Origin of the sequence: Streptomyces coelicoflavus (assembly GCF_003112555.1) — a bacterium.
Taxonomy (GTDB): Bacteria; Actinomycetota; Actinomycetes; order Streptomycetales; family Streptomycetaceae; genus Streptomyces; species Streptomyces coelicoflavus.
Map to the genome: position 1 here is coordinate 275,570 of NZ_BEWB01000007.1, position 18,466 is coordinate 294,035.

At 73.1% G+C, this 18,466-nt stretch carries 19 protein-coding genes; 14 read left to right on the top strand and 5 right to left on the bottom strand.

Annotated features, from left to right (window positions below):
• Nucleotides 1-60: 60 nt before the first annotated feature.
• From Sco07f_RS18895 to Sco07f_RS18905, 3 genes are all read left to right on the top strand, one after another.
• Nucleotides 61-852, top strand: a complete 792-nt coding sequence (locus tag Sco07f_RS18895; RefSeq protein ID WP_244942071.1) for a hypothetical protein — start codon at nt 61-63, stop codon at nt 850-852.
• A 43-nt stretch (nt 853-895) separates the two neighbouring features.
• The gene (locus Sco07f_RS18900) at nt 896-1,699 is read left to right on the top strand and encodes an alpha/beta fold hydrolase (RefSeq protein ID WP_108988524.1); all 804 of its coding nucleotides are present in this window, start codon (nt 896-898) and stop codon (nt 1,697-1,699) included.
• Between the two features lie 148 nt (nt 1,700-1,847).
• On the top strand, nt 1,848-2,570 hold the full coding sequence (locus Sco07f_RS18905) for an FAD binding domain-containing protein (RefSeq protein WP_087788352.1): 723 nt from the start codon (nt 1,848-1,850) through the stop codon (nt 2,568-2,570).
• A 28-nt stretch (nt 2,571-2,598) separates the two neighbouring features.
• Here the strand turns inward: Sco07f_RS18905 and Sco07f_RS18910 are convergent, their stop codons facing one another.
• On the bottom strand, nt 2,599-3,450 hold the full coding sequence (locus tag Sco07f_RS18910) for a lysozyme (RefSeq protein ID WP_007389552.1): 852 nt from the start codon (nt 3,448-3,450) through the stop codon (nt 2,599-2,601).
• Nucleotides 3,451-3,770: 320 nt separating this feature from the next.
• Between Sco07f_RS18910 and Sco07f_RS18915 the strand changes: the two genes are divergently transcribed.
• From Sco07f_RS18915 to Sco07f_RS18935, 5 genes are all read left to right on the top strand, one after another.
• On the top strand, nt 3,771-5,501 hold the full coding sequence (locus Sco07f_RS18915; RefSeq protein WP_108988526.1) for an ATP-binding protein: 1,731 nt from the start codon (nt 3,771-3,773) through the stop codon (nt 5,499-5,501).
• Between the two features lie 150 nt (nt 5,502-5,651).
• Complete coding sequence (locus Sco07f_RS18920; protein WP_007389558.1) at nt 5,652-6,071, top strand: roadblock/LC7 domain-containing protein; 420 nt, start codon at nt 5,652-5,654, stop codon at nt 6,069-6,071.
• The gene (locus Sco07f_RS18925) at nt 6,068-6,424 is read left to right on the top strand and encodes a DUF742 domain-containing protein (protein ID WP_007389559.1); all 357 of its coding nucleotides are present in this window, start codon (nt 6,068-6,070) and stop codon (nt 6,422-6,424) included. Before Sco07f_RS18920 ends, Sco07f_RS18925 begins: the two co-directional genes overlap by 4 nt.
• A complete protein-coding gene (locus tag Sco07f_RS18930) occupies nt 6,405-7,013 on the top strand; it encodes a GTP-binding protein (protein WP_007389560.1) in 609 nt (202 codons plus the stop codon). The genes Sco07f_RS18925 and Sco07f_RS18930 overlap by 20 nt, the downstream gene beginning before the upstream one ends.
• A complete protein-coding gene (locus Sco07f_RS18935) occupies nt 7,010-8,272 on the top strand; it encodes a cytochrome P450 (protein ID WP_087788350.1) in 1,263 nt (420 codons plus the stop codon). The genes Sco07f_RS18930 and Sco07f_RS18935 overlap by 4 nt, the downstream gene beginning before the upstream one ends.
• A gap of 13 nt (nt 8,273-8,285) precedes the next feature.
• On the opposite strand, the gene Sco07f_RS18940 is transcribed toward Sco07f_RS18935, so the two are convergent.
• Nucleotides 8,286-9,509, bottom strand: coding sequence for a cytochrome P450 (locus Sco07f_RS18940; protein WP_007389556.1), 1,224 nt, complete (start codon nt 9,507-9,509; stop codon nt 8,286-8,288).
• Between the two features lie 128 nt (nt 9,510-9,637).
• Nucleotides 9,638-10,399 carry a FadR/GntR family transcriptional regulator gene (locus tag Sco07f_RS18945; RefSeq protein ID WP_087788349.1) on the bottom strand — a complete coding sequence of 254 codons (762 nt, stop codon included), beginning with the start codon at nt 10,397-10,399 and terminating at the stop codon, nt 9,638-9,640.
• A gap of 237 nt (nt 10,400-10,636) precedes the next feature.
• On the opposite strand from Sco07f_RS18945, the gene Sco07f_RS18950 reads away from it, so the two are divergent.
• Genes Sco07f_RS18950 through Sco07f_RS18975 form a run of 6 tightly spaced genes read left to right on the top strand, consistent with a single transcriptional unit; the run spans nt 10,637 to nt 16,760 of the window.
• On the top strand, nt 10,637-12,001 hold the full coding sequence (locus Sco07f_RS18950) for an MFS transporter (protein ID WP_007389562.1): 1,365 nt from the start codon (nt 10,637-10,639) through the stop codon (nt 11,999-12,001).
• On the top strand, nt 11,998-13,764 hold the full coding sequence (locus Sco07f_RS18955) for a dihydroxyacetone kinase family protein (protein ID WP_108988528.1): 1,767 nt from the start codon (nt 11,998-12,000) through the stop codon (nt 13,762-13,764). The genes Sco07f_RS18950 and Sco07f_RS18955 overlap by 4 nt, the downstream gene beginning before the upstream one ends.
• A gap of 11 nt (nt 13,765-13,775) precedes the next feature.
• Nucleotides 13,776-14,285 (top strand): ribose-5-phosphate isomerase, encoded by a 510-nt coding sequence (locus Sco07f_RS18960; protein WP_108988529.1) that lies wholly within the window; start codon nt 13,776-13,778, stop codon nt 14,283-14,285.
• Nucleotides 14,285-15,076: a triose-phosphate isomerase gene (locus Sco07f_RS18965; protein ID WP_108988530.1), complete on the top strand. Its 792-nt coding sequence runs from the start codon at nt 14,285-14,287 to the stop codon at nt 15,074-15,076. Before Sco07f_RS18960 ends, Sco07f_RS18965 begins: the two co-directional genes overlap by 1 nt.
• Nucleotides 15,076-15,885 carry a sugar phosphate isomerase/epimerase family protein gene (locus Sco07f_RS18970; RefSeq protein ID WP_108988531.1) on the top strand — a complete coding sequence of 270 codons (810 nt, stop codon included), beginning with the start codon at nt 15,076-15,078 and terminating at the stop codon, nt 15,883-15,885. Before Sco07f_RS18965 ends, Sco07f_RS18970 begins: the two co-directional genes overlap by 1 nt.
• Nucleotides 15,885-16,760: a phosphogluconate dehydrogenase C-terminal domain-containing protein gene (locus Sco07f_RS18975; protein ID WP_108988532.1), complete on the top strand. Its 876-nt coding sequence runs from the start codon at nt 15,885-15,887 to the stop codon at nt 16,758-16,760. The genes Sco07f_RS18970 and Sco07f_RS18975 overlap by 1 nt, the downstream gene beginning before the upstream one ends.
• Nucleotides 16,761-16,818: 58 nt before the next feature.
• Here the strand turns inward: Sco07f_RS18975 and pepE are convergent, their stop codons facing one another.
• Nucleotides 16,819-17,544, bottom strand: coding sequence for a dipeptidase PepE (gene pepE, locus Sco07f_RS18980; protein ID WP_108988533.1), 726 nt, complete (start codon nt 17,542-17,544; stop codon nt 16,819-16,821).
• 66 nt (nt 17,545-17,610) lie between these two features.
• Nucleotides 17,611-18,453 carry an IclR family transcriptional regulator gene (locus Sco07f_RS18985; RefSeq protein ID WP_054101105.1) on the bottom strand — a complete coding sequence of 281 codons (843 nt, stop codon included), beginning with the start codon at nt 18,451-18,453 and terminating at the stop codon, nt 17,611-17,613.
• Nucleotides 18,454-18,466: the final 13 nt, after the last annotated feature.

Sequence of the window (18,466 nt, forward strand, 5' to 3'; positions counted from 1 at the left end):
GCCCCCTCACTGCCCGGCCGCCCCCTGACGCGGCACCCCGCGAGCCGCCATCCTCACCGCATGGCCCGTTTTCAGCACACCGTGACCCTCGCCCCCGTACCGCGCCGCTGGTTCGAGTCGTGCGTGGGCACGCTGCACGACCTGGCCGAGGACACGGACGCCGAGGGAGCGTGCCTGCGACTGCCCGACGGCCGCCCGCTGCCCGGCCTGGTGCTGGCACAGGGACGGCACCTGACGCCGGGCGCGCGGTACCGGCCCGTGAACGAGAAGGACGGAGAACCGGACGCGGACCAGTGCGTCACCGTGCTCGCCTGGAACCGCCGCCGGGAGACCGCGCTGGAGATCGTCACCGTCGACGACGACCCGGACCGCCCCGCCCGGCTGGACTGCGCCCTCGCGCTCACGAGCGCCGAACGGCCGCGCGGGGCGCGGGTGTCGGCGACGCTGCGCCCGAGCGGCGGCAAGGGCGCCAAGTACCTGGGCGGCACCGCACGCGCGGACCTCGACCTCGGCGGATGGTGGCAGGCGACCGGCCACGGCCGCCGCCCCTCCCGCGCACCCCTGAGCGGAACCCTGACGCACGCACTCGCCCGCGTCACCGTCACGGTCGTGCCGCGCCCCGCCCCGGACGGACGCTGGCAGGTGACCGTCAAGGCACGGGTCACGGGCCGCTCCGTCGCCCGCCCGCTCCTGCCCCTCGCCGCGGCCGTGCTGGGACGCCGCGCCCGGCGGGCCGGCGCCGAGGCCCTGGACCGGGCCGCGGCGACGTGGAACGCACAGGTCCCCGAACTGGTCCGCAAGGACCGTGAACGACTGCGAGCCGAACTGGCCGACGCGCTGCTCGGCCCGTGAGACGGCGTACACCGCGCTCCGCCCGGGACCTAGGGTCCCGTGCATGAACTCCACCACCGTGCGCGGCGCCACGCTCCAATACGACGACGTCGGCCCCGGCGACGGGCTTCCCGTCCTCCTGATCCACGGTCACCCCTTCAACCGCACCCTCTGGGCGCCGCAGGCCACGGCACTGGCGGCGGCCGGCCACCGGGTCCTCACCCCCGACCTGCGCGGTTACGGCCGTAGCAGCGTCGGTCCGGACAAGGTGCTGCTCGCCGACTTCGCCGACGACCTCGCCGGGCTCCTGGACCACCTGGGGATCGAACGCGCGGTGGTCGGCGGCGTCTCCATGGGCGGACAGATCAGCATGGAGTTCCAGCTCCGCCACCCCCGGCGGGTACGGGCCCTCGTCCTGTCCGACACCTCCGCCCCCGCCGAGACCCCCGAGGGCAAGGAGTTCCGCAACCGGCTCGCCGACCGGCTCCTGGCCGAGGGCATGGACGGCTACGCGCACGAGGTCCTCGACAAGATGCTCGCCGGCTACAACGTCACCCGGATGCCGGAGGTGGCCGCCCGGGTCCTGGAGATGATGTGCGCCACCGACCCCCGAGGCGCCGCGGCGGCACTGCGCGGGCGGGCCGAACGACCCGACTACCGGGACGTCCTGGCCGCCGTCCGGGCACCCGTCCTCGTCGTGGTCGGCGCCGACGACGCCTACACCCCCGTCGCGGACGCGGAATCCATCCACCGCCTGGTCCCGCATTCCACCCTGGCCGTCGTCGAGGAGGCCGGCCACCTCCCGGGCGCCGAGCAGCCCGACCGGTTCAACGCCGTGCTGCTGGAATTCCTCGGCACGCTCGGGTGACGGAGCGGCGCGTGAAGGGCGCACACGGGAAACGCATGAGCCCTGTACGCGCCCCCTCGGCGGTACGGACAATCCCAGTGACCGTGATCACCCGGCGGAAGACGCGGTGTCGTCCGGCCGCCGACTCCCGGGAAGCAGGTCGATCGCCATGCTGCTGCGTCAGCCCACGTCCGTGTCCGAAGCACAGGAGTGCCTGGCGCAGGGGGCGGTGCCCGTCGGCGGAGCCACGCTCGTGTGGGCCACCTGGCAGCGCGACGGCTTTCCGGACCTGGCCATGTCACTGCGCGGACTGCCCGAGGCGACCGCCGTCGAAGCCGGGTCGCTGGGCGCGGCCGTGGTGCTGAACCGCATAGGCGACCGGGTGCCGGAGGTGCTGCGCCGGGCGGCGGGCTCGGTGGGCACCGGAGCGGTACGCCGGACGGCCACCGTCGGCGGCAACCTCGTCGGCAGCAGCCTGCGCTGTCTGCTGCCCGCGGCCCTCGTGCTGGACGCCCGCGCCAGGGTGCTGGGCCCCGACCGTCCCTACGAGACCGATCTGGCCGAGGTGATGGCGAAGCGTCACCTGCTGCTCGGTCTGCGCTGGCACACCCCGCTGGTCAGCGGCTATCGCAAGCAGCCCGCCGAAGCCGGCGGCCCGCCGCCCCTGGTGGTGGCCACCGCCGTGCACGCCGACGGCGGGGGCCGGCACCGGCTGCGCGTCGCCGTGCGCGAGGGCTACGACGTGCTCAGCGAGAGCACCGCGTGCGACGCGGGAGCCGACGAGGCCCTGGACACCCTGGAACGCACGGACATCGGCGCCCTGCCCGCCGGCACCCGGGACGTGGTGCGCGAGCAGGTCGCCGACATCCTGGCCACCCTCGCCGGCCGCTGAACGGCGGCCGGCGTTCCACCGGTCCGCGTCAGCCGTTGGCCAGGGCCTTGACGCGGTCCAGCGCCCCGTTGAACTTGTCGTGGTCGCCCACGGTCGGCCCGGACGAGGTGTACTGCCACATCGTGTGGAAGTCCCAGCCGGCCGGGAGCGCCCCCACGGTCGAGGCGTACCGCGCGATCCACAACGGGTTGCTCGCGCCGAAACCGCTGTAGTTCCCGGTGCACTGCGTCCACCAGTTGGTGGAGGTGTAGATGGCGGCGTGGCGGCCGGTGCGCTCCTTGTACCGGTCCAGGAAGGCCCGGATCCAGCTCACCATCTGACTGTGCGTCCGCCCGTAGCAGGTCGCCCCGTACGGGTTGTACTCGATGTCGAGGACGCCCGGCAGCGTCCTGCCGTCCTTGGACCAGGCACCGCCGTGATCGACGAAGTAGTCGGCCTGGGCGGCACCGCCGGCGGTGTCCGGGGTCGCGAAGTGGTACGCGCCGCGGACCATGCCCGCGTCGTACGAACCGCCGTACTGCTGGGCGAAGTACGGGTTCCGGTAGGAGGTCCCCTCGGTGGCCTTCACATAGGCCCACTTCACGCCGCTCTTCCAGAGGGTCGACCACGCGACGTTGCCCTGGTGGCTGGAGACGTCCACCCCCTCGGTCTGGGCGACACGGGTGCCGACGGGCCGGCCCTGGACCCCTTCGTGGGCGAGGACACCCTCGCCCATGTGGGCGGTACCGCGAGCGGGCGTCCGGGTGTCGTCGGCCGGGGCCGGGGGCGAGGCCGAGGCCGGGACCGCGGACAGGGTCAGGAGAAGTGACTGGGCGGCGAGGATGACGCCTGAGGTGAGCAGGCGTGAGTGGCGTTTCGCCACGGCTATGGGTCTGCGCATGGCACCCATCCGAACCGGAGTCGGGCCCCACCGCATCCCACGCTCGTCCAGACGGTGTCCCCGGACGGCCCGTCCGGGAACACCCGCCCCGACAAGAACGCCAGTACCACATCGCTGCGTTCGATTGGCGAGATGTCGGGAAAGTTCGCTCCTCGGTGGGGTCTGTGGCCGGTCCGGCATGCGGGGCCGACGCGCTGACTAGCATGAGCCGCAAGCCCGCCGGAGTGATCACCACTCACCCGGTGACACGGCTCCGGCCCGCGGCCGCCGCAGGTCGACCGGCCTTTTTCCCCGCTCTCAAGGACCCGAGGGACCGCGGAATGTCAGTGTCTGCACCCCCCACCCCGCCCCGGACGCAGAAACCCGTCCGCTCGACCCCGGCCGTCCCGCTGCTCGTGCTGCCGGCCACCGCCGCGGCCGCGGGCGCCGCCTGGGCCGCCGCTCCCGAGACCGCCCGGAGCTGGACCGCGACCCTCGCCGTCACGTCCTGGCTGTGCGTCGCCGTGTCCGTCGGCCTCGGCTCCTACCTGGTCGGACGGGCACGCCGGACGGCGGCGGACCGGCGGACGGAGATCAGCGCCCTCAAGGGCCGGCTCGCGCAGGACAACGCCGGCCTCGCCCACCTGGTCAACGTCGCGCTGCCGGGCATCGCGCAGCACGTGCGCGACGGCACCGGCGCGGACGACGCCGTCGCCCGCGCCGCACCCGCCTCCGGCCCCCACCTGCGTCAGGTCGTACAGAGCTTCGCCGTACTGGTGGAGGACGCCGTACGGCACGCGGCGGAGGCCGAGTCCCGGCGGCAGCAGGCGGTTCAGGAGGCACACGGAGTCACCGCCGAGCTGGAACGGCTGACCGAGGGCACTCTGCCCGCCGCCGTGGAGAAGCTGCGGGACGGCACCTCGGCCGAGAACGTGCTCGCCGAGCTGGAGTGGCCGCGCGGAGCAGGGGCGCGTGCCTGCGCCGAGCTGTTCGTCCGGGAACTGGCCCACAGCGAACGGCGCACCGCCGCCGCCCAGGCCGCCTCCGCCAAGTCCCTCGGCCGCGTCCAGGCCAAGGCCGTCAGCATGCTCGCCGACCTGAGGGACATGCAGGATCGTCACGGCGAGGAGGTCCTCGGCGACCTGCTGCGCCTGGACCACAGCACCTCGCAGCTCGGCCTCATCACCGACCGCCTGGCCCTCCTGATGGGCGGGCGCTCCAGCCGGGCCTGGAACAGGCCCATCGTGATGGAGAGCATCCTGCGCGGCGCGGTCGGCCGGATCGCCGCCTACCAGCGGGTCCGCATGCACTGCTCCACCAACGCCGCGATCTCCGGCTACGCGGCCGAGGGCGTCATGCACCTTTTGGCCGAACTCATGGACAACGCCGCCAACTTCTCGCCGCCCATCGACGAGGTCCACGTCTACGTGGAGGAACGTACCGCCGGAATCGTCGTCACCATCGAGGACAGCGGGCTGAAGATGGCCGACGCCGCCATGCGCCACGCCGAACAGGCGGTGTCGGGGCGGACGAACGACCTGGCCTCGCTCCAGGGCACCCGCCTCGGCCTCGCCGTGGTGGGGCGGCTGGCCGCCAAGTACGGCGTCGGCGTGAGCTACCGGCCGTCCTCGCGCGGCGGCACGGGCGTCGTCGTCCTGGTACCGCCCCAGCTGCTCGCCCAGCAACGGGAACCGGGGCCGGCCCTGACCGGCCGCACCTTCGGGGGCGGCGGCGTCTCCGCCGTCCCCGGTCCCGCCCCCGCCGCGGAGGCCACGGGAATCGCGCGGCGCGTCCCGGACGTCCGGCCGGTGGAGCGGACCGGCCTGCCCGGCCAGACGGCGCGATCCGCTCCCGCGGCCGCCACGCCGGGCGGTCTGCCGATGCGTGCCCCCGGCCGCACGATGGCCGAGGCGGAGGCCGAGCGGGAACGCCGCGACCACCACCGGCCGCCCGCCGGCCCGGCCGTGCCGGCCTCTCGCGACGCCGGAGCCAGCTTCGGCGCCTTCCACCGCGGGCGCCGGTCAGGGGCGACCGGCGGCGCGCCGGACTCCGAACCGCCGGTTCCGGGATAGGCGCGCCGGACCGCTTCCCCCTCACACCTCATCGCGGCGCGCCGCACGGCGCGCACCGGTGCCCCTCGCTCCCACCGCTCGTGTCGCTCGTGAGATTGGAGGAACGGGCCGGTGACCCCAGCACCAGCAGCCACCGTCCCCGCACCCAACATGCAGACCACCGACAACAGCCTCACCTGGCTCCTGCAGAACCTCCTGGACCGCACCCCCGGTACCCGCCACGCCCTCGTCCTGTCCCGCGACGGCCTCAAGCTCTGCTGGACCGAACACCTCACCCTGGACCGGGCCGACCAGCTCGCCGCGATCTGCTCGGGCATCCAGGCCCTCGCCCAGGGCGCCTCCGTCGAGTTCGGCAACGGAACCGGCGGCGTACGGCACTCCATGACCGAGTTCCACGGCGGCCTGCTGTTCATCGTGGAGGCGGGTGAGGGCGCCCACCTGGCCGTCGTCGCCGTGGAGGACGCCGATCCCGGCGTGGTCGGCCACCAGATGACCGAGATGGTCGACCAGATCGGCGACCACCTGAGGGCCGAGCCGCGCCACGCCGTTCCCGGGAGCGGCTCGTCGTGACGCGCAGGCCCGTGGACACCGGCGCACCCGACCGGCTCTACACGGTCACCGGCGGGCGCAGCCGCGCCGACGACTCCTTCGACCTCGTCACCCTGGTGGTCGCCGAGTGCGGGCCGTCGGCCGGCATGCAGTCGGAACACGTCCACATCCTCGACCTGTGCCGGCACCCCACGGCCGTGGTCGAGATCGCCGCCGAGCTGGCCCTGCCCATCACGGTGGTCCGCATCCTGCTCGGCGACCTGCTCGCCACCGGAAACATCACCGCCCGCCATCCACGCCTGGGGCAGACCGCCGCGTCGCACCCCGATACCGCCCTTCTCCAGGAGGTGCTCCATGGGCTCCGCAACCTCTAGCGGCCGCAAGCCCCTGACCGACGCCGCGGAGACCGGACTCAAGATCGTCGTCGTGGGCGGCTTCGGAGTCGGCAAGACCACCCTCGTCCGCTCCGTCAGCGAGATCCGGCCGCTCAACACCGAAGAGGTCATGACCCAGGCCGGAGTCGGCGTCGACGAGACCGGCTCGGTCACCGCGAAGACCACCACCACGGTGGCCTTCGACTTCGGCCGCATCAGCCTCAACGACCGCATGGTGCTGTACCTGTTCGGCGCCCCCGGCCAGGAGCGCTTCTGGTTCCTGTGGGACCGGCTGTTCTCCGGCACCCTCGGCGCGGTCGTCCTCGTCGACACCCGCCGGATGGACGACTCCTGGTACGCGATAGACCGGCTGGAACACCACAGGACCCCTTTCGTGGTGGCCGTGAACCGCTTCGACGACGACACCGCCCGGCACTCCCTGGACGAGATCCGGCTGGCCCTCGCGCTGCCCGATCACGTGCCGCTGATCGACTGCGACGCGCGGGTGCGGACGTCGGGCAAGAACGTGCTGGTCACCCTCGTGGACCACCTCTACCAACTGGCCCTGGCCCAGGAGAGCGCATCGTGACCGACCTCGACCCCGCACCCCGCCCCGTCGCCGCACCGGGCTGCCCCGCGCACCCCGACGCCGTGCCGCTGGCCGGCCTGGAGTACCAGCAGACACCGTCGGACCTGTACCGCGGACTGCGCGCCGAACACGGTGCCGTCGCGCCCGTGCTCCTCGACGGCGGCATCCCCGCCTGGCTGGTCCTCGGCTACCCCGAGGTCAGCTATGTGACCAGCCACGACGATCTGTTCGCACGGGACTCGCGCCGCTGGAACCAGTGGGGGAGCATCCCACCCGACTGGCCCCTGCTGCCCTACGTCGGTCATCAGCCGTCCGTCCTGTTCACCGAGGGCGAGGAACACCGGCGGCGGGCCGGCGTCATCACCCAGGCACTGGCCGGCATCGACCAGTTCGAACTGGCCCGGGACTGCCGGCACCTCGCCGACCGGCTCATCTCCGCCTTCGCGGGCAGCGGCCGCGCCGAGCTGATGAGCGGCTACGCACACCCCCTGCCCATGCTCGCCGCCGTACGCGTGTGCGGGATGCCGCACAACGGCGTCGAGACCCGGCAACTCGTCGAGGACCTGCGCATCTCCCTCGACGCGGCCGAGGGCGACGACCCGGTCGCCGCGTACACGCGCGTGGGCGAGCGCATCCACCAACTGGTCCGCCACAAGCGCGACCGGCCGGGACCCGACGTCACCTCCCGGATGCTGACCCACCCGGCGGGGCTGACCGACGAGGAGATCGTCCAGGACCTGATCTCCGTCATCGCCGCCGCCCAGCAGCCCACCGCCAACTGGATCGGCAACACGCTCCGGCTGCTGCTCACCGACGAGCGCTTCGCCCTCAACGTGTCCGGCGGCCGCCTCAGCGTGGGGGAGGCCCTCAACGAGGTGCTGTGGCTGGACACCCCCACGCAGAACTTCATCGGCCGCTGGGCCGTCAACGACACCCAGCTGGGCGGACGGCAGATCCGGGCCGGCGACTGCCTCGTCCTCGGTCTCGCCGCGGCCAACACCGACCCGCAGCTGTGGCCCGAAGCGCACGTCGGCGCCGAGAACTCCGCGCACCTGTCCTTCAGCAACGGAGAGCACCGCTGCCCCTACCCGGCACCCCTGCTCGCCGACGTCATCGCCCGCACCGCGGTCGAGACCCTGCTGGAACGCCTCCCCGACCTCGTCCTCGCGGTCGAACCGGGCGAGCTGACCTGGCGCCCGTCCATCTGGATGCGCGGTCTGACGACGCTGCCCGCCGTCTTCACGCCCGTCGTGGCCTGACCCGTACGGCCCGTCAGGCCGCGGGAGTGAAGCGCACCGGCAGCGACTGGGGCCCACGGGTGAACACGCCCCGCTCCACCACCTCGAACCCGTCCTCCGTCCGCAGGCCGGGCAGGGCGTCCAGGAGCTGCCCGACCCCGGTCTCGACCTCCGCCTTCGCCAGCAGCGCCCCGACGCAGAAGTGCCGGCCGAGCGCGAAGGCGAGATGGTCGGCGGCGGCCGAGAAGGCGGTCGTGGTGGTCAGGTCGTCGCGCATGATGTCGAAGCGGTCCGGATCGCGGTAGCGGCTCTCGTCCCGGTTGGCCGCGCCGATGAGGCAGGTGACGGTGGCGCCGGCGGGTATCGTGCCGCCGCTGAGCGTGACGTCCGTCGCCGTCTGACGCATGATCATGTGGACCGGCGGCGTGTAGCGGAGCGTCTCGGCGAAGGCACGCGGGATCAGACTGCGGTCCTCGCGCACGGCCGCCAACTGGTCCGGGTGGGCCAGCAGGTTGGCGAAGATGCCGGCGATCGCCTTGTCGGTGGTCTCGCCGCCCGCCGCGAGCAGCAGGCTGCAGAACGCCTTGATGTCCTCGTCGCTCATCCGCACGCCGTCCACCTCGGCGGCGCACAGGGTGGACAGCAGGTCGTCGCCCGGCTTCTCGCGGCGCTCCCGGATGATCGGGAACATGTACTCGGCGAACTCCACCCGGGTGCGCGCACCGGCGGCGGCGACCTGCTGGTCCCCCGAGAGGTTGCCGAGGAAGGCGATGACCGACGTGTACCAGCCGTGGAACCGGTCGTGGTCGGCCTTGTCCAGGCCCAGCATGTCCGCGATGACGTTGACGGGGAACCGGGTGGCGTAGTCGGCGACCAGGTCGGCGCGGCCGGTGTGCCGGAACGCGTCGATCAGCTCACGGGAGTTGCGCTCGATCACCGGCAGGAACCGCTCCTGGAGATCGGCGCCGCGGAAGGCCGGGGCGACCAGCGCACGCCGGACCGCGTGCTCCCGGCCGCTGAGCTGGAGGATCGTCCGGCCGTGCACCGGCTCGATCTGCCAGTCGTAGTTCTCGGTCGTGAACTGCCCGCCCCGGTCCTTGAAGACGCGCTCCACGTCCTCGTAGCGCGAGACGATCCAGCTCTGGGTCGCCTCGTGCCGGATGAGGGGAGCGCTGTCCCGCATCGTCCGGTAGGCGGGATACGGGTTCGCCGCGAACTCGGGGGAGAGGATGTCGGGGACCTGCTGCGCGGTGGACATGAGGCTCCTCGGTCGACAACGGCCTTGTCCCGCCAGGTTATTGACGACGCGACGAGTCCGACAGACCGCGCGCGGCCGGGGCGGGAACCCGTCAGGCCTCGCCGTCCGCGGAGCCGTCCACGGAGCCGTCAGGCCTCGCCGTCCACCGAGGCGCGCAGCCGTGCGCTGGCCATCCGCATGTGCTCGGCCATCGCCCGGTCCGCCGCCTCCGGATCGCGGGCGCGGATCGCTTGGAGCACCGCGTCGTGCTCGCACAGCGTGCCACTGACCGTCCCCTCGATGTCGCTGACGCGCTCCATCCAGACCTGGAGCAGCGCCCGGATGCTGTGCAGGATGTCGCTGAGCACGGTGTTGCCGGCGATGCGGGCCGTCTCCAGGTGGAAGGCGATGTCCGCGTCGATGAACGCCGTGACGTCGTCGCCCGCGTCGCGCATGTGCTGGAGGTGCCGCTCCAGCAGGGCCACGTCCTCGTCGCTCGCGCGTTCCGCCGCCAGCCGGGCCGAGACACCCTCCATGTACGTACGGACCTCGACCAGGTCCTGCGTGCGCCGCTGGCCCAGCATCAGGCCCCAGTTGATCGCCCGGGGCAGGAACTCCGAGGTGCCCTCGCGCACGTAGGACCCGGAGCCGGGGCGGATCTCGATGATCCCGAGGACGTCCAGCGCCGAGAGCGCGCCGCGCACGCTGGACCGCGCGACGCCGAGCGCCTCCGCGAGCTGCCGCTCGGCGGGAAGCCTCGTGCCGGGCCGGATGTCGCCGGCCGAGAGGTGGTCGAGGAGGCGCTTGGCGACCTCGCTGACGGACGACTCGCGCACCACGGGACGCAGCAGCTGCGCGAGGTCGGGCGCGGCGGCGGAGCTGTGCTGATCAGGCTGACTGGTCACGGTCACCAGTCAACCAGATGCCGCGCGTGCACGGCTGACCAGGCAGTTCGTCGCGATTTCGGGTGTGGTTTGTCAAGGGTTGGGTCATGGGAAGATCTATGACCCTCGCCACACTGGTAAATTGGTGACCAATTTGGTTCCGGAGGCTTAGCGTGAACACGAACCGGTCGGCCGCCCCCGTGGCGGACCACCCGGAGTGACCCACCCCGGACGGAGTTGTCCGGGCGAGCCGAGGAGTCGCCCATGGGTGCCCAAGCGCCATCCACGGCAGTCGAGAGAACTGCCATCAAGAAGGTCTCAGTCCGCCTCGTGCCGTTCGTGGCGCTGATGTTCTTCGTGAACTACCTGGACCGCACGGCCGTCTCGTTCGCCGAACCGAACGGCATGGGCCAGGACCTCGCCCTGACCGCCGCCCAGTTCGGCTTCGCGTCCGGGATCTTCTTCCTCGGCTACATCGTGCTCGAAGTCCCCAGCAACATGGCCCTGCACCGCTTCGGAGCCCGCCGCTGGCTGGCCCGGATCATGGTGACCTGGGGCATCGTCTCCCTGCTGTTCACCTGGGTGAGCAGCAGCGAGCAGCTCTACACGCTGCGCTTCCTGCTCGGCGTCGCCGAGGCCGGGTTCTTCCCCGGCGCCATCCTCTTCCTCAGCCAGTGGGTGCCCTCCCGCCACCGGACCAAGATCCTGGGCCTGTTCTACCTGGCCCAGCCGCTGACCACGGTGTTCGGCGCCCCGCTCGCGGGCTGGCTGATCGGCCGGCACGGGCTGTTCGGTCTCGAGGGCTGGCGGGTGATGTTCCTGTTCGTGTCGCTGCCCGCGATCATCCTGGGCGTCGTCGCCTGGTTCTACCTGATCGACAAGCCCGCCGACGCCAAGTGGCTCACCCCCGCCGAGCGCGACTGGCTCACCACCGAACTGGCCGCCGAGAACGCCCGGAAGACCGGACACGAGAGCAAGCACGCCAAGGGCGACCTCAAGAAGGCCTTCGGCAGCGGACGCGTGTGGACCCTCGCCGCCGTCTACTTCGGTTTCGTCTACGGCCTGTACGCCCTCGCCTTCTTCCTGCCGACCATCATCAACGGCTTCCAGGACCAGTACGACACCACGTTCAGCGTCATGGACAAGGCCTGGATCACCGCCATCCCGTACCTGCCGGCCGCCGTCGTCCTCTTCTTCTGGACCCGGCACGCCACCCGCCACGGCACCCGCACCTGGCACGTGGCCGGACCGGCCGTCGTCGGCGGCGTGTCCATCCCGCTCGCCCTCTACATGGGCTCCCCGGCGGCCACGGTCGCCGTCATCACCGTCACCGCCTGCGCCATCTTCGCGGCCCTGCCGGTCTTCTGGTCGGTGCCCTCCCGCTTCCTGACCGGAGCCGCCGCCGCGGCCGGCATCGCCCTGATCAACACCGCGGGCAACATCGCCGGGTTCGCCTCCAGCTACATCACCGGCTGGCTCAAGGACTGGACCGGCGGCTACTACGCACCGCTCTACCTCGTCGGCTTCTTCATGCTGCTCTCCGCCGCACTGATGATCGTGCTCGCCGCCCGCCACCGCACCGACGAACCGGCCGTCGCCGAGCACCAGGCCAAGGAGGCCATAGGATGACCCGCCTGTTCAACGACCCCGCCGCCTTCGCCGACGAGGCGCTCGAGGGCTTCGCCGCCGCGCACCGGCGCTGGGTGCGACCGGTCACCGGCGGAGTCGTCCGGGCCGCGGCCACCCCGGCGGGCCAGGTCGCCGTGGTCGTCGGCGGCGGCTCCGGCCACTACCCCGCCTTCTCCGGCCTGGTCGGCCGCGGCCTCGCCCACGGCGCGGCCGTCGGCAACGTCTTCGCCTCGCCCTCTGCCCGGCAGATCCACTCGGTGGCCCGGGCCGCGGACGGCGGCGCCGGAGTCCTGCTGATGTACGGCAACTACGCGGGTGACGTCCTGCACTTCGGGCAGGCCGCCGAGCGACTGGCCGCCGACGGCATCGAGGCCCGGACGTTCGCCGTCGCCGACGACATCTCGAGCGCGGGCCCCGACGAGTCCGCCAAGCGGCGCGGCATAGCCGGTGACCTGCCCGTCTTCAAGGCGGCGGCCGTGGCGGCCGAGCAGGGCCTGCCCCTGGGCGAGGTGCTCCGCGTCGCCGAACGGGCCGGCGCCCGCACCCGCTCCTTCGGCATCGCCTTCTCCGGCTGCACCCTGCCCGGCGCCGACCACCCCCTGTTCACCGTCCCCGAGGCTCGCATGGCCGTCGGCCTCGGCATCCACGGCGAGCCCGGCATCGGCGAGGAGGCGCTGCCCACCGCCGACGAGGCGGCCCGGCTGCTGGTCGAGACCCTGCTCGAGGAACTCCCCGAGGACGTCGCCGCCCCGGCCGGACAGCGTGCCGCCGTGATCCTCAACGGCCTCGGCTCGGTCAAGTACGAGGAGCTGTTCGTCGTCTACCGCGAGGTCGCGGCGCTGCTCGGCGAGGCGGGCGTGGAGATCGTCGACCCCGAGGTCGGCGAACTGGTCACCAGCTTCGACATGGCCGGCGTCTCGCTGACCCTGACCTGGCTGGACGACCGGCTGGAGGAGCTGTGGCGGGCCCCGGCCGACACGCCCGCCTACCGCAAGGGCGCCCTCGCCGCCCCGGAGCCCGACCAGGACCGGGCGGCCTCGACCGCCGGGGCCCGGGACACCGCCGCATCCGACGCGGCCGCCTCCGGAGCCACCGCCGTACCTCCCGCTTCCGACGCCTCCCGCGAGGCCGCCGCCACCGTCCTGGCCGCCCTGGACGCGGTGGCCCGCGTCGTCGACACCCACGCCGACGAACTCGGCCGCATCGACGCCGTCGCCGGCGACGGCGACCACGGCATCGGCATGCGGCGCGGATCCACCGCCGCCCGGCGGGCCGCCACCGACGCCCACGGGCTCGGCGGGGGAGCGGGCACCGTCCTGGCCCGGGCCGCCGACGCCTGGGCCGACAAGGCGGGCGGCACCTCCGGTGCCCTGTGGGGCACGATCCTGCGCTCGCTCGGCACGGCCCTCGGCGACCGGGACGTCCCCGACGCCCGGCGGGTCGCCGACGGGGTCACGGAGGCCTCCGCCGCCGTACGCAGGCTGGGCGGGGCCGAGGTCGGCGACAAGACCATGGTGGACGTCCTGGTCCCCTTCGCCGACGCGCTGGCCGCCGCCACCGCCGAGGGCCTGCCCCTCACCGATGCCTGGGACCGCGCCGCAGGCACCGCCACCGCGGCGGCCGCCGCGACCGCCGGCCTGCTGCCCCGCCGGGGCCGGGCCCGCCCGCACGCCGAGAAGTCCCTCGGCACCCCCGACGCGGGCGCCCACTCACTCGCCCTGATCACCCGCGCCGTCCACGGCGCACTGCTCGACCACCACTGAGGAAAGCCGCCATGACCGACAAGCTCCGCATCGTCGTCGGCTCCGACGACGCCGGCCACCAGTACAAGGAAGCCCTCAAGCAGGACCTGCGCGGCAGCGCCCTGGTCGCCGAGGTCACCGACGTCGGCGTCGACGCCGACGGGCACACCGCCTACCCGAAGGTGGCCATCGCCGCCGCCGAGATGGTCGCCCGCGGCGACGCCGACCGCGCCCTGCTGGTGTGCGGCACCGGCCTCGGTGTCGCCATCGCCGCCAACAAGGTCAGGGGCATCAGGGCCGTCACCGCCCACGACTCCTTCTCCGTCGAGCGGGCGGTCCTCTCCAACAACGCGCAGGTCCTCACCTTCGGCCAGCGCGTCGTCGGCCTGGAACTCGCCCGCCGCCTGGCCGCCGAGTGGCTCACCTACCGCTTCGACGAGAGTTCGGCGTCGGCCGCAAAGGTCCAGCTGATGAGCGACTACGAGACCGCCGACGGCGAGAGCGGCCAGGACGGGACCGCCGGAGACGGGGCGGCCGCCTGATGCCCGCCCCCGCACCGTCACCCGTGCTGCTGGGGGTGAGCCTGAAGATGTACTTCGGCCACCACCAGACGCTCAACTGGTCCCGCAGGATCGCGGCCCTCGCCGAACACCACCCCGCCGTCACCTCCGGCGCCGCCCGCCTCTTCGTCCTCCCCGCCTTCCCGTCCCTGGTCCCCGCCACCGGCATCCTCGCCCCCTACGGCGTGGCGCTGGGCGCCCAGGACATCGCCACCGAGGACGGCGGCCCCTACACCGGCGAGGTCGGCGGCCCCCTCCTCAAGGAGATCGGCTGCCGCTACGCCGAGGTCGGCCACGCCGAGCGCCGCCGCCTGTACGGCGAGGGCGACACCGTCGTCGCCGCGAAGACCGCCGCCGCCCTGCGCAACGGCCTCACCCCCGTCCTGTGCGTCGGCGAACGGGACGAGGCCGATCCGGCCGACGCCGCCGCCCGCACGGTCGCCGAGGCCGAACGGCTGCTCGCCGGCCTGGAGGGCACCGTCGTCCTCGCCTACGAGCCGCAGTGGGCCATCGGCGCCCCCGAGCCCGCCTCCGCCGACCACATCGCCACCGTCTGCACCGCCCTGCGCGGCTGGCTCGACTCCCGCCCCCGGCACGCCGGTTCCGCCGTCATCTACGGCGGCAGCGCGGGTCCCGGCCTGCTGACCCGCCTGGCCGGCACCGCCGAGGGCCTCTTCCTGGGCCGTTTCGCCCACGACCCGGCGAACGTCGCGGCGATCCTCGACGAGATCCCCTCACCGGCCACGGCCACGGCTCCGGCGGCGGTGGCGTGATGGCGTACGGCATCAGCACCTACGCCTACTTCTGGCGCGTCTCGTCCCGGGCCCCCGAGCCGATGAGCCTGCCGGACATGCTCCGCGACGTGGCGGAACTGGGCGGCGAGGTCTTCCAGATCTGCGACTACGCGCCGATCGAGTCCTACGACCGCGCACGCCTCGCCGACCTCCGCGCCACCGCCGACGACCTCGGCCTGACCCTGGAACTCGGCACCCGCGGCATCCGCCCCGACCACCTGCTCACCTACCTCGACCTGGCGGACGAGCTGGGCGCGACCCTGGTCCGCTCCATGCTCAACACGGCCGGCCACCGGCCGGACACCGCCGAGGCGGTGACCCTCCTGAAGGAGACCGTGCCCCGCTACGCCGCCGCGGGCGTCACGCTCGGCCTGGAGACCTACGAGCAGGTCGCCACCGACGACCTGGTGAGCGTCGTACGCGCCGTCGACGACCCGCACCTCGGCATCGTCCTCGACCCAGGCAACAGCGTCGCCCGGCTGGAACGCCCCGCCGACGTGGTGGCCGCCACCGCGCCGTACGTGGTCAACATCCACGTCAAGGACTTCGCCTTCACCCGCCGCGACGGCTGGGTCGGCTTCACCTACGCCGGCTGCCCGCTCGGCGAGGGCCTCCTCGACTACCGGGCCATGGTCGCCGCGGTGGGCGACGCCCGGCCGGGGGACCGCGGCATCAACCAGATCGTGGAGCACTGGCTCCCGTGGCAGGACGAGGGCTACGACGCCACCGCCCGGCTCGAACACCAGTGGACGCAGCACAGCATCAACACCCTCCTGAGGAGCGAGTAATGGCCACCGAGATCCAGACCCGGGCCGACGTCACGACCGTCGCCGTCATCGGGGCCGCCGGCAAGATGGGCCAGCGTGTCTCCAACAACCTGGTCGAGAGCGACTTCCGGGTCCTCTTCAGCGAGGCGTCGCCCAAGGGGCAGGAGCTGATCCGCGACCTCGGCCGCGAACTGACCGAGTCCGCCGCCGCCGCGGCCGAGGCCGACGTCGTGATCCTCGCGGTGCCCGACGTGGTCCTCGGCAAGGTCTCCGAGGAACTCGTGCCGCTGATGAAGCCGGGCACCGTCGTCCTCACCCTCGACCCGGCGGCCGCCTACGCCGGTCTGCTCTTCGCCCGCGAGGACATCCACTACGCCTGCGCCCACCCCTGCCACCCCTCGGTGTTCCTGGAGCGCACCACCAAGGAGGAGTGGCAGGACACCTTCGGCGGCATCGCCGCCCCGCAGGAGGTCGTCGCCGCCTACGAGGGAGGGGACGCCGCCAAGCGGGAACTCGCCGACTCCGTCATCCGCGTCATGTACGCCCCGGTCGTCGACGTCCGCTGGGTCACCGTCAAGCAGCTCGCGGTGCTGGAGCCGACCCTCGTCGAGACCATCGCCTGCATGGTCGGCGCCCTGCTGACCGAGGCCCTGCACGAGACCGTGCACACCGTCGGCGTCCCCGAGAAGGCCGCCCGCGCGATGCTGCTCGGCCACACCCAGGTCGCCCTGGCCAACACCCTGAAGGGCTCCAACCCGTTCTCGGACGCCTGCCTGATCGCCATGGACTACGGCCGTGAGTCCATCGTGCGCGAGGACTGGAAGAAGGTCTTCGAGGACGAGGAGCTGGACAAGGTCATCACGCGCATGCTGAAGATCAAGGAAATCAAGCGCTGACCCCCTCGTACGGGCGACGCCGGAGACCCGCACGGGCCTCCGGCGTCGTCGCGTGCGCTCAGGAACGGGAGTCGAACCCGCCCCGCACGCCGAGCAGTTCGGACAGGTCCGAGCCCACCGCCAGCTCCCGCGGCGCCGCGCCCCGGCGGAACAGCCGGGCGTCGCGCTCGCCGCCGAGCACGGCCCGCTCGCCCTCGACCCGCAGCCAGGAACCCTCGCGCAGGCCGAGCACGGGCACGTCGTTCTCCTCCAGGAACTCCCTCAGCCGCTCCTCACGGGTCTCGCCCTTGTGCGTCGATCCCGGGTCCGGGTCGAGGTAGTGCGGATTGATCTGGAACGGGACCAGGCCGAGCGCCTCGAAGGACGGCGGCTCGACGATCGGCATGTCGTTGGTGGTCCGCAGTGAGGGCGCGGCCATGTTGGTCCCGGCGCTGGCCCCCATGTAGGGCAGCCCGCCGCGCACAGCCTTGACCAGCGCCTCCCGCAGCCCCGTGCGGTACAGCGCGGAGAGCAGCCGGAAGGAGTTGCCGCCGCCGACGAACACGGCGTCCGCCTCCCCGAGCCGCGCGAGCGGGTCGCCGCCCTCGTGCACGCCCCGCACGTCGATCCCGGCGCCGGTGAGCGCGTCCCGCACCCGGGCGGTGTAGACGTCGTGGTCGGCGAGCGCGTACGGGACGAAGGCCAGCCGTGCCCCGGAGGGCAGGAAGCCGGTCACGGTGTCGAGGGCGTGTTCCAGGTAGCCGCGGCCGTGCTGGGTGGAGTTGGACAGGAGCAGGAGGTTCACGGGGTCGGTCCTCGCAGACGGGTGGATCGGCGGATCGGTGGATCAATGCATCGGCGGAGCCGCGGGTCAGGTGGCGGGGGCGGTACGGGGTGAACGCGGGCGCCGCTGGTGCTGGGGCGGGTGCGTCAGGCGCTGCTCCAGCAGCCGGGCGGCGCGGCGCAGTACCTCCAGCCGGTCCTCGGGGCCGTCGGGGAAGCGTTCCTTGGCGGCGCCGAGGCTGAGGCTGCCGTAGGGCTCCGAGCCGAGGAAGACCGGCATGGCGACCGTGCCGATGCCGGCGTCGTACTCGCCGACCGTCCAGGCGTGGCCCTGTGCGCGGACGGTGCGGAACTCGCGCTCCAGCTGGTCCGGGTCGGTGACCGTGCGCTCGGTGAAGCGGGCCATCGGGCGCCCCCGGAAGAGCCGGTGGCGCTGCTCGTCGGGCAGGAAGGCGTAGAACGACTTGCTGGTGGCGCCCGCGTGCGCCGGGTACAGCTCGCCGACCAGCGGGTAGTAGCGCAGCGGCCCCTCCTCGCCCTCGACGGCCGCGACGCAGCGCATGTGGAAGCTGTCGGGCAGGCAGAAGAGCACCGTGTCCCCGGTCGCCGCCCGCAGCTCCTGAAGGACCGGTTCCGCGAGCAGTTCCAGCGAGCCCGAACGCTCCCAGAGGCGGCCCAGGCGCAGGGCGGCCGGGCCGATCCGGTATCGGCGGGTGGCGGGGTCGGAGACCAGGAAGCCGCGGCCCGCGAGCGTGGACAGCAGGCGCTGGGCGACCGAGGTGTCCCAGCCGAACTCGGCGGCGATCTCGGTGACGCCCCAGTCCGGGCGCGTGCGCTCGAACGCCAGCAGCACCAGCAGGGCGCGGTCGACGGTCTGGAGCGCCCCGGCGGGCGTCTTGCGGTCCGCGGGCTGAACGGGGCGACCGGTCACGGCAGCTCCCCTC

What these genes read in the sequence shown, in the direction of transcription:
- Sco07f_RS18895 (WP_244942071.1), top strand. Translation starts at nt 61, where the DNA reads ATGGCCCGTTTTCAGCACACCGTGACCCTCGCCCCCGTACCGCGCCGC.
- Sco07f_RS18900 (WP_108988524.1), top strand. Translation starts at nt 896, where the DNA reads ATGAACTCCACCACCGTGCGCGGCGCCACGCTCCAATACGACGACGTC.
- Sco07f_RS18905 (WP_087788352.1), top strand. Translation starts at nt 1,848, where the DNA reads ATGCTGCTGCGTCAGCCCACGTCCGTGTCCGAAGCACAGGAGTGCCTG.
- Sco07f_RS18910 (WP_007389552.1), bottom strand. Translation starts at nt 3,450, where the DNA reads ATGCGCAGACCCATAGCCGTGGCGAAACGCCACTCACGCCTGCTCACC.
- Sco07f_RS18915 (WP_108988526.1), top strand. Translation starts at nt 3,771, where the DNA reads ATGTCAGTGTCTGCACCCCCCACCCCGCCCCGGACGCAGAAACCCGTC.
- Sco07f_RS18920 (WP_007389558.1), top strand. Translation starts at nt 5,652, where the DNA reads ATGCAGACCACCGACAACAGCCTCACCTGGCTCCTGCAGAACCTCCTG.
- Sco07f_RS18930 (WP_007389560.1), top strand. Translation starts at nt 6,405, where the DNA reads ATGGGCTCCGCAACCTCTAGCGGCCGCAAGCCCCTGACCGACGCCGCG.
- Sco07f_RS18940 (WP_007389556.1), bottom strand. Translation starts at nt 9,509, where the DNA reads ATGTCCACCGCGCAGCAGGTCCCCGACATCCTCTCCCCCGAGTTCGCG.
- Sco07f_RS18950 (WP_007389562.1), top strand. Translation starts at nt 10,637, where the DNA reads ATGGGTGCCCAAGCGCCATCCACGGCAGTCGAGAGAACTGCCATCAAG.
- Sco07f_RS18955 (WP_108988528.1), top strand. Translation starts at nt 11,998, where the DNA reads ATGACCCGCCTGTTCAACGACCCCGCCGCCTTCGCCGACGAGGCGCTC.
- Sco07f_RS18960 (WP_108988529.1), top strand. Translation starts at nt 13,776, where the DNA reads ATGACCGACAAGCTCCGCATCGTCGTCGGCTCCGACGACGCCGGCCAC.
- Sco07f_RS18965 (WP_108988530.1), top strand. Translation starts at nt 14,285, where the DNA reads ATGCCCGCCCCCGCACCGTCACCCGTGCTGCTGGGGGTGAGCCTGAAG.
- Sco07f_RS18970 (WP_108988531.1), top strand. Translation starts at nt 15,076, where the DNA reads ATGGCGTACGGCATCAGCACCTACGCCTACTTCTGGCGCGTCTCGTCC.
- Sco07f_RS18975 (WP_108988532.1), top strand. Translation starts at nt 15,885, where the DNA reads ATGGCCACCGAGATCCAGACCCGGGCCGACGTCACGACCGTCGCCGTC.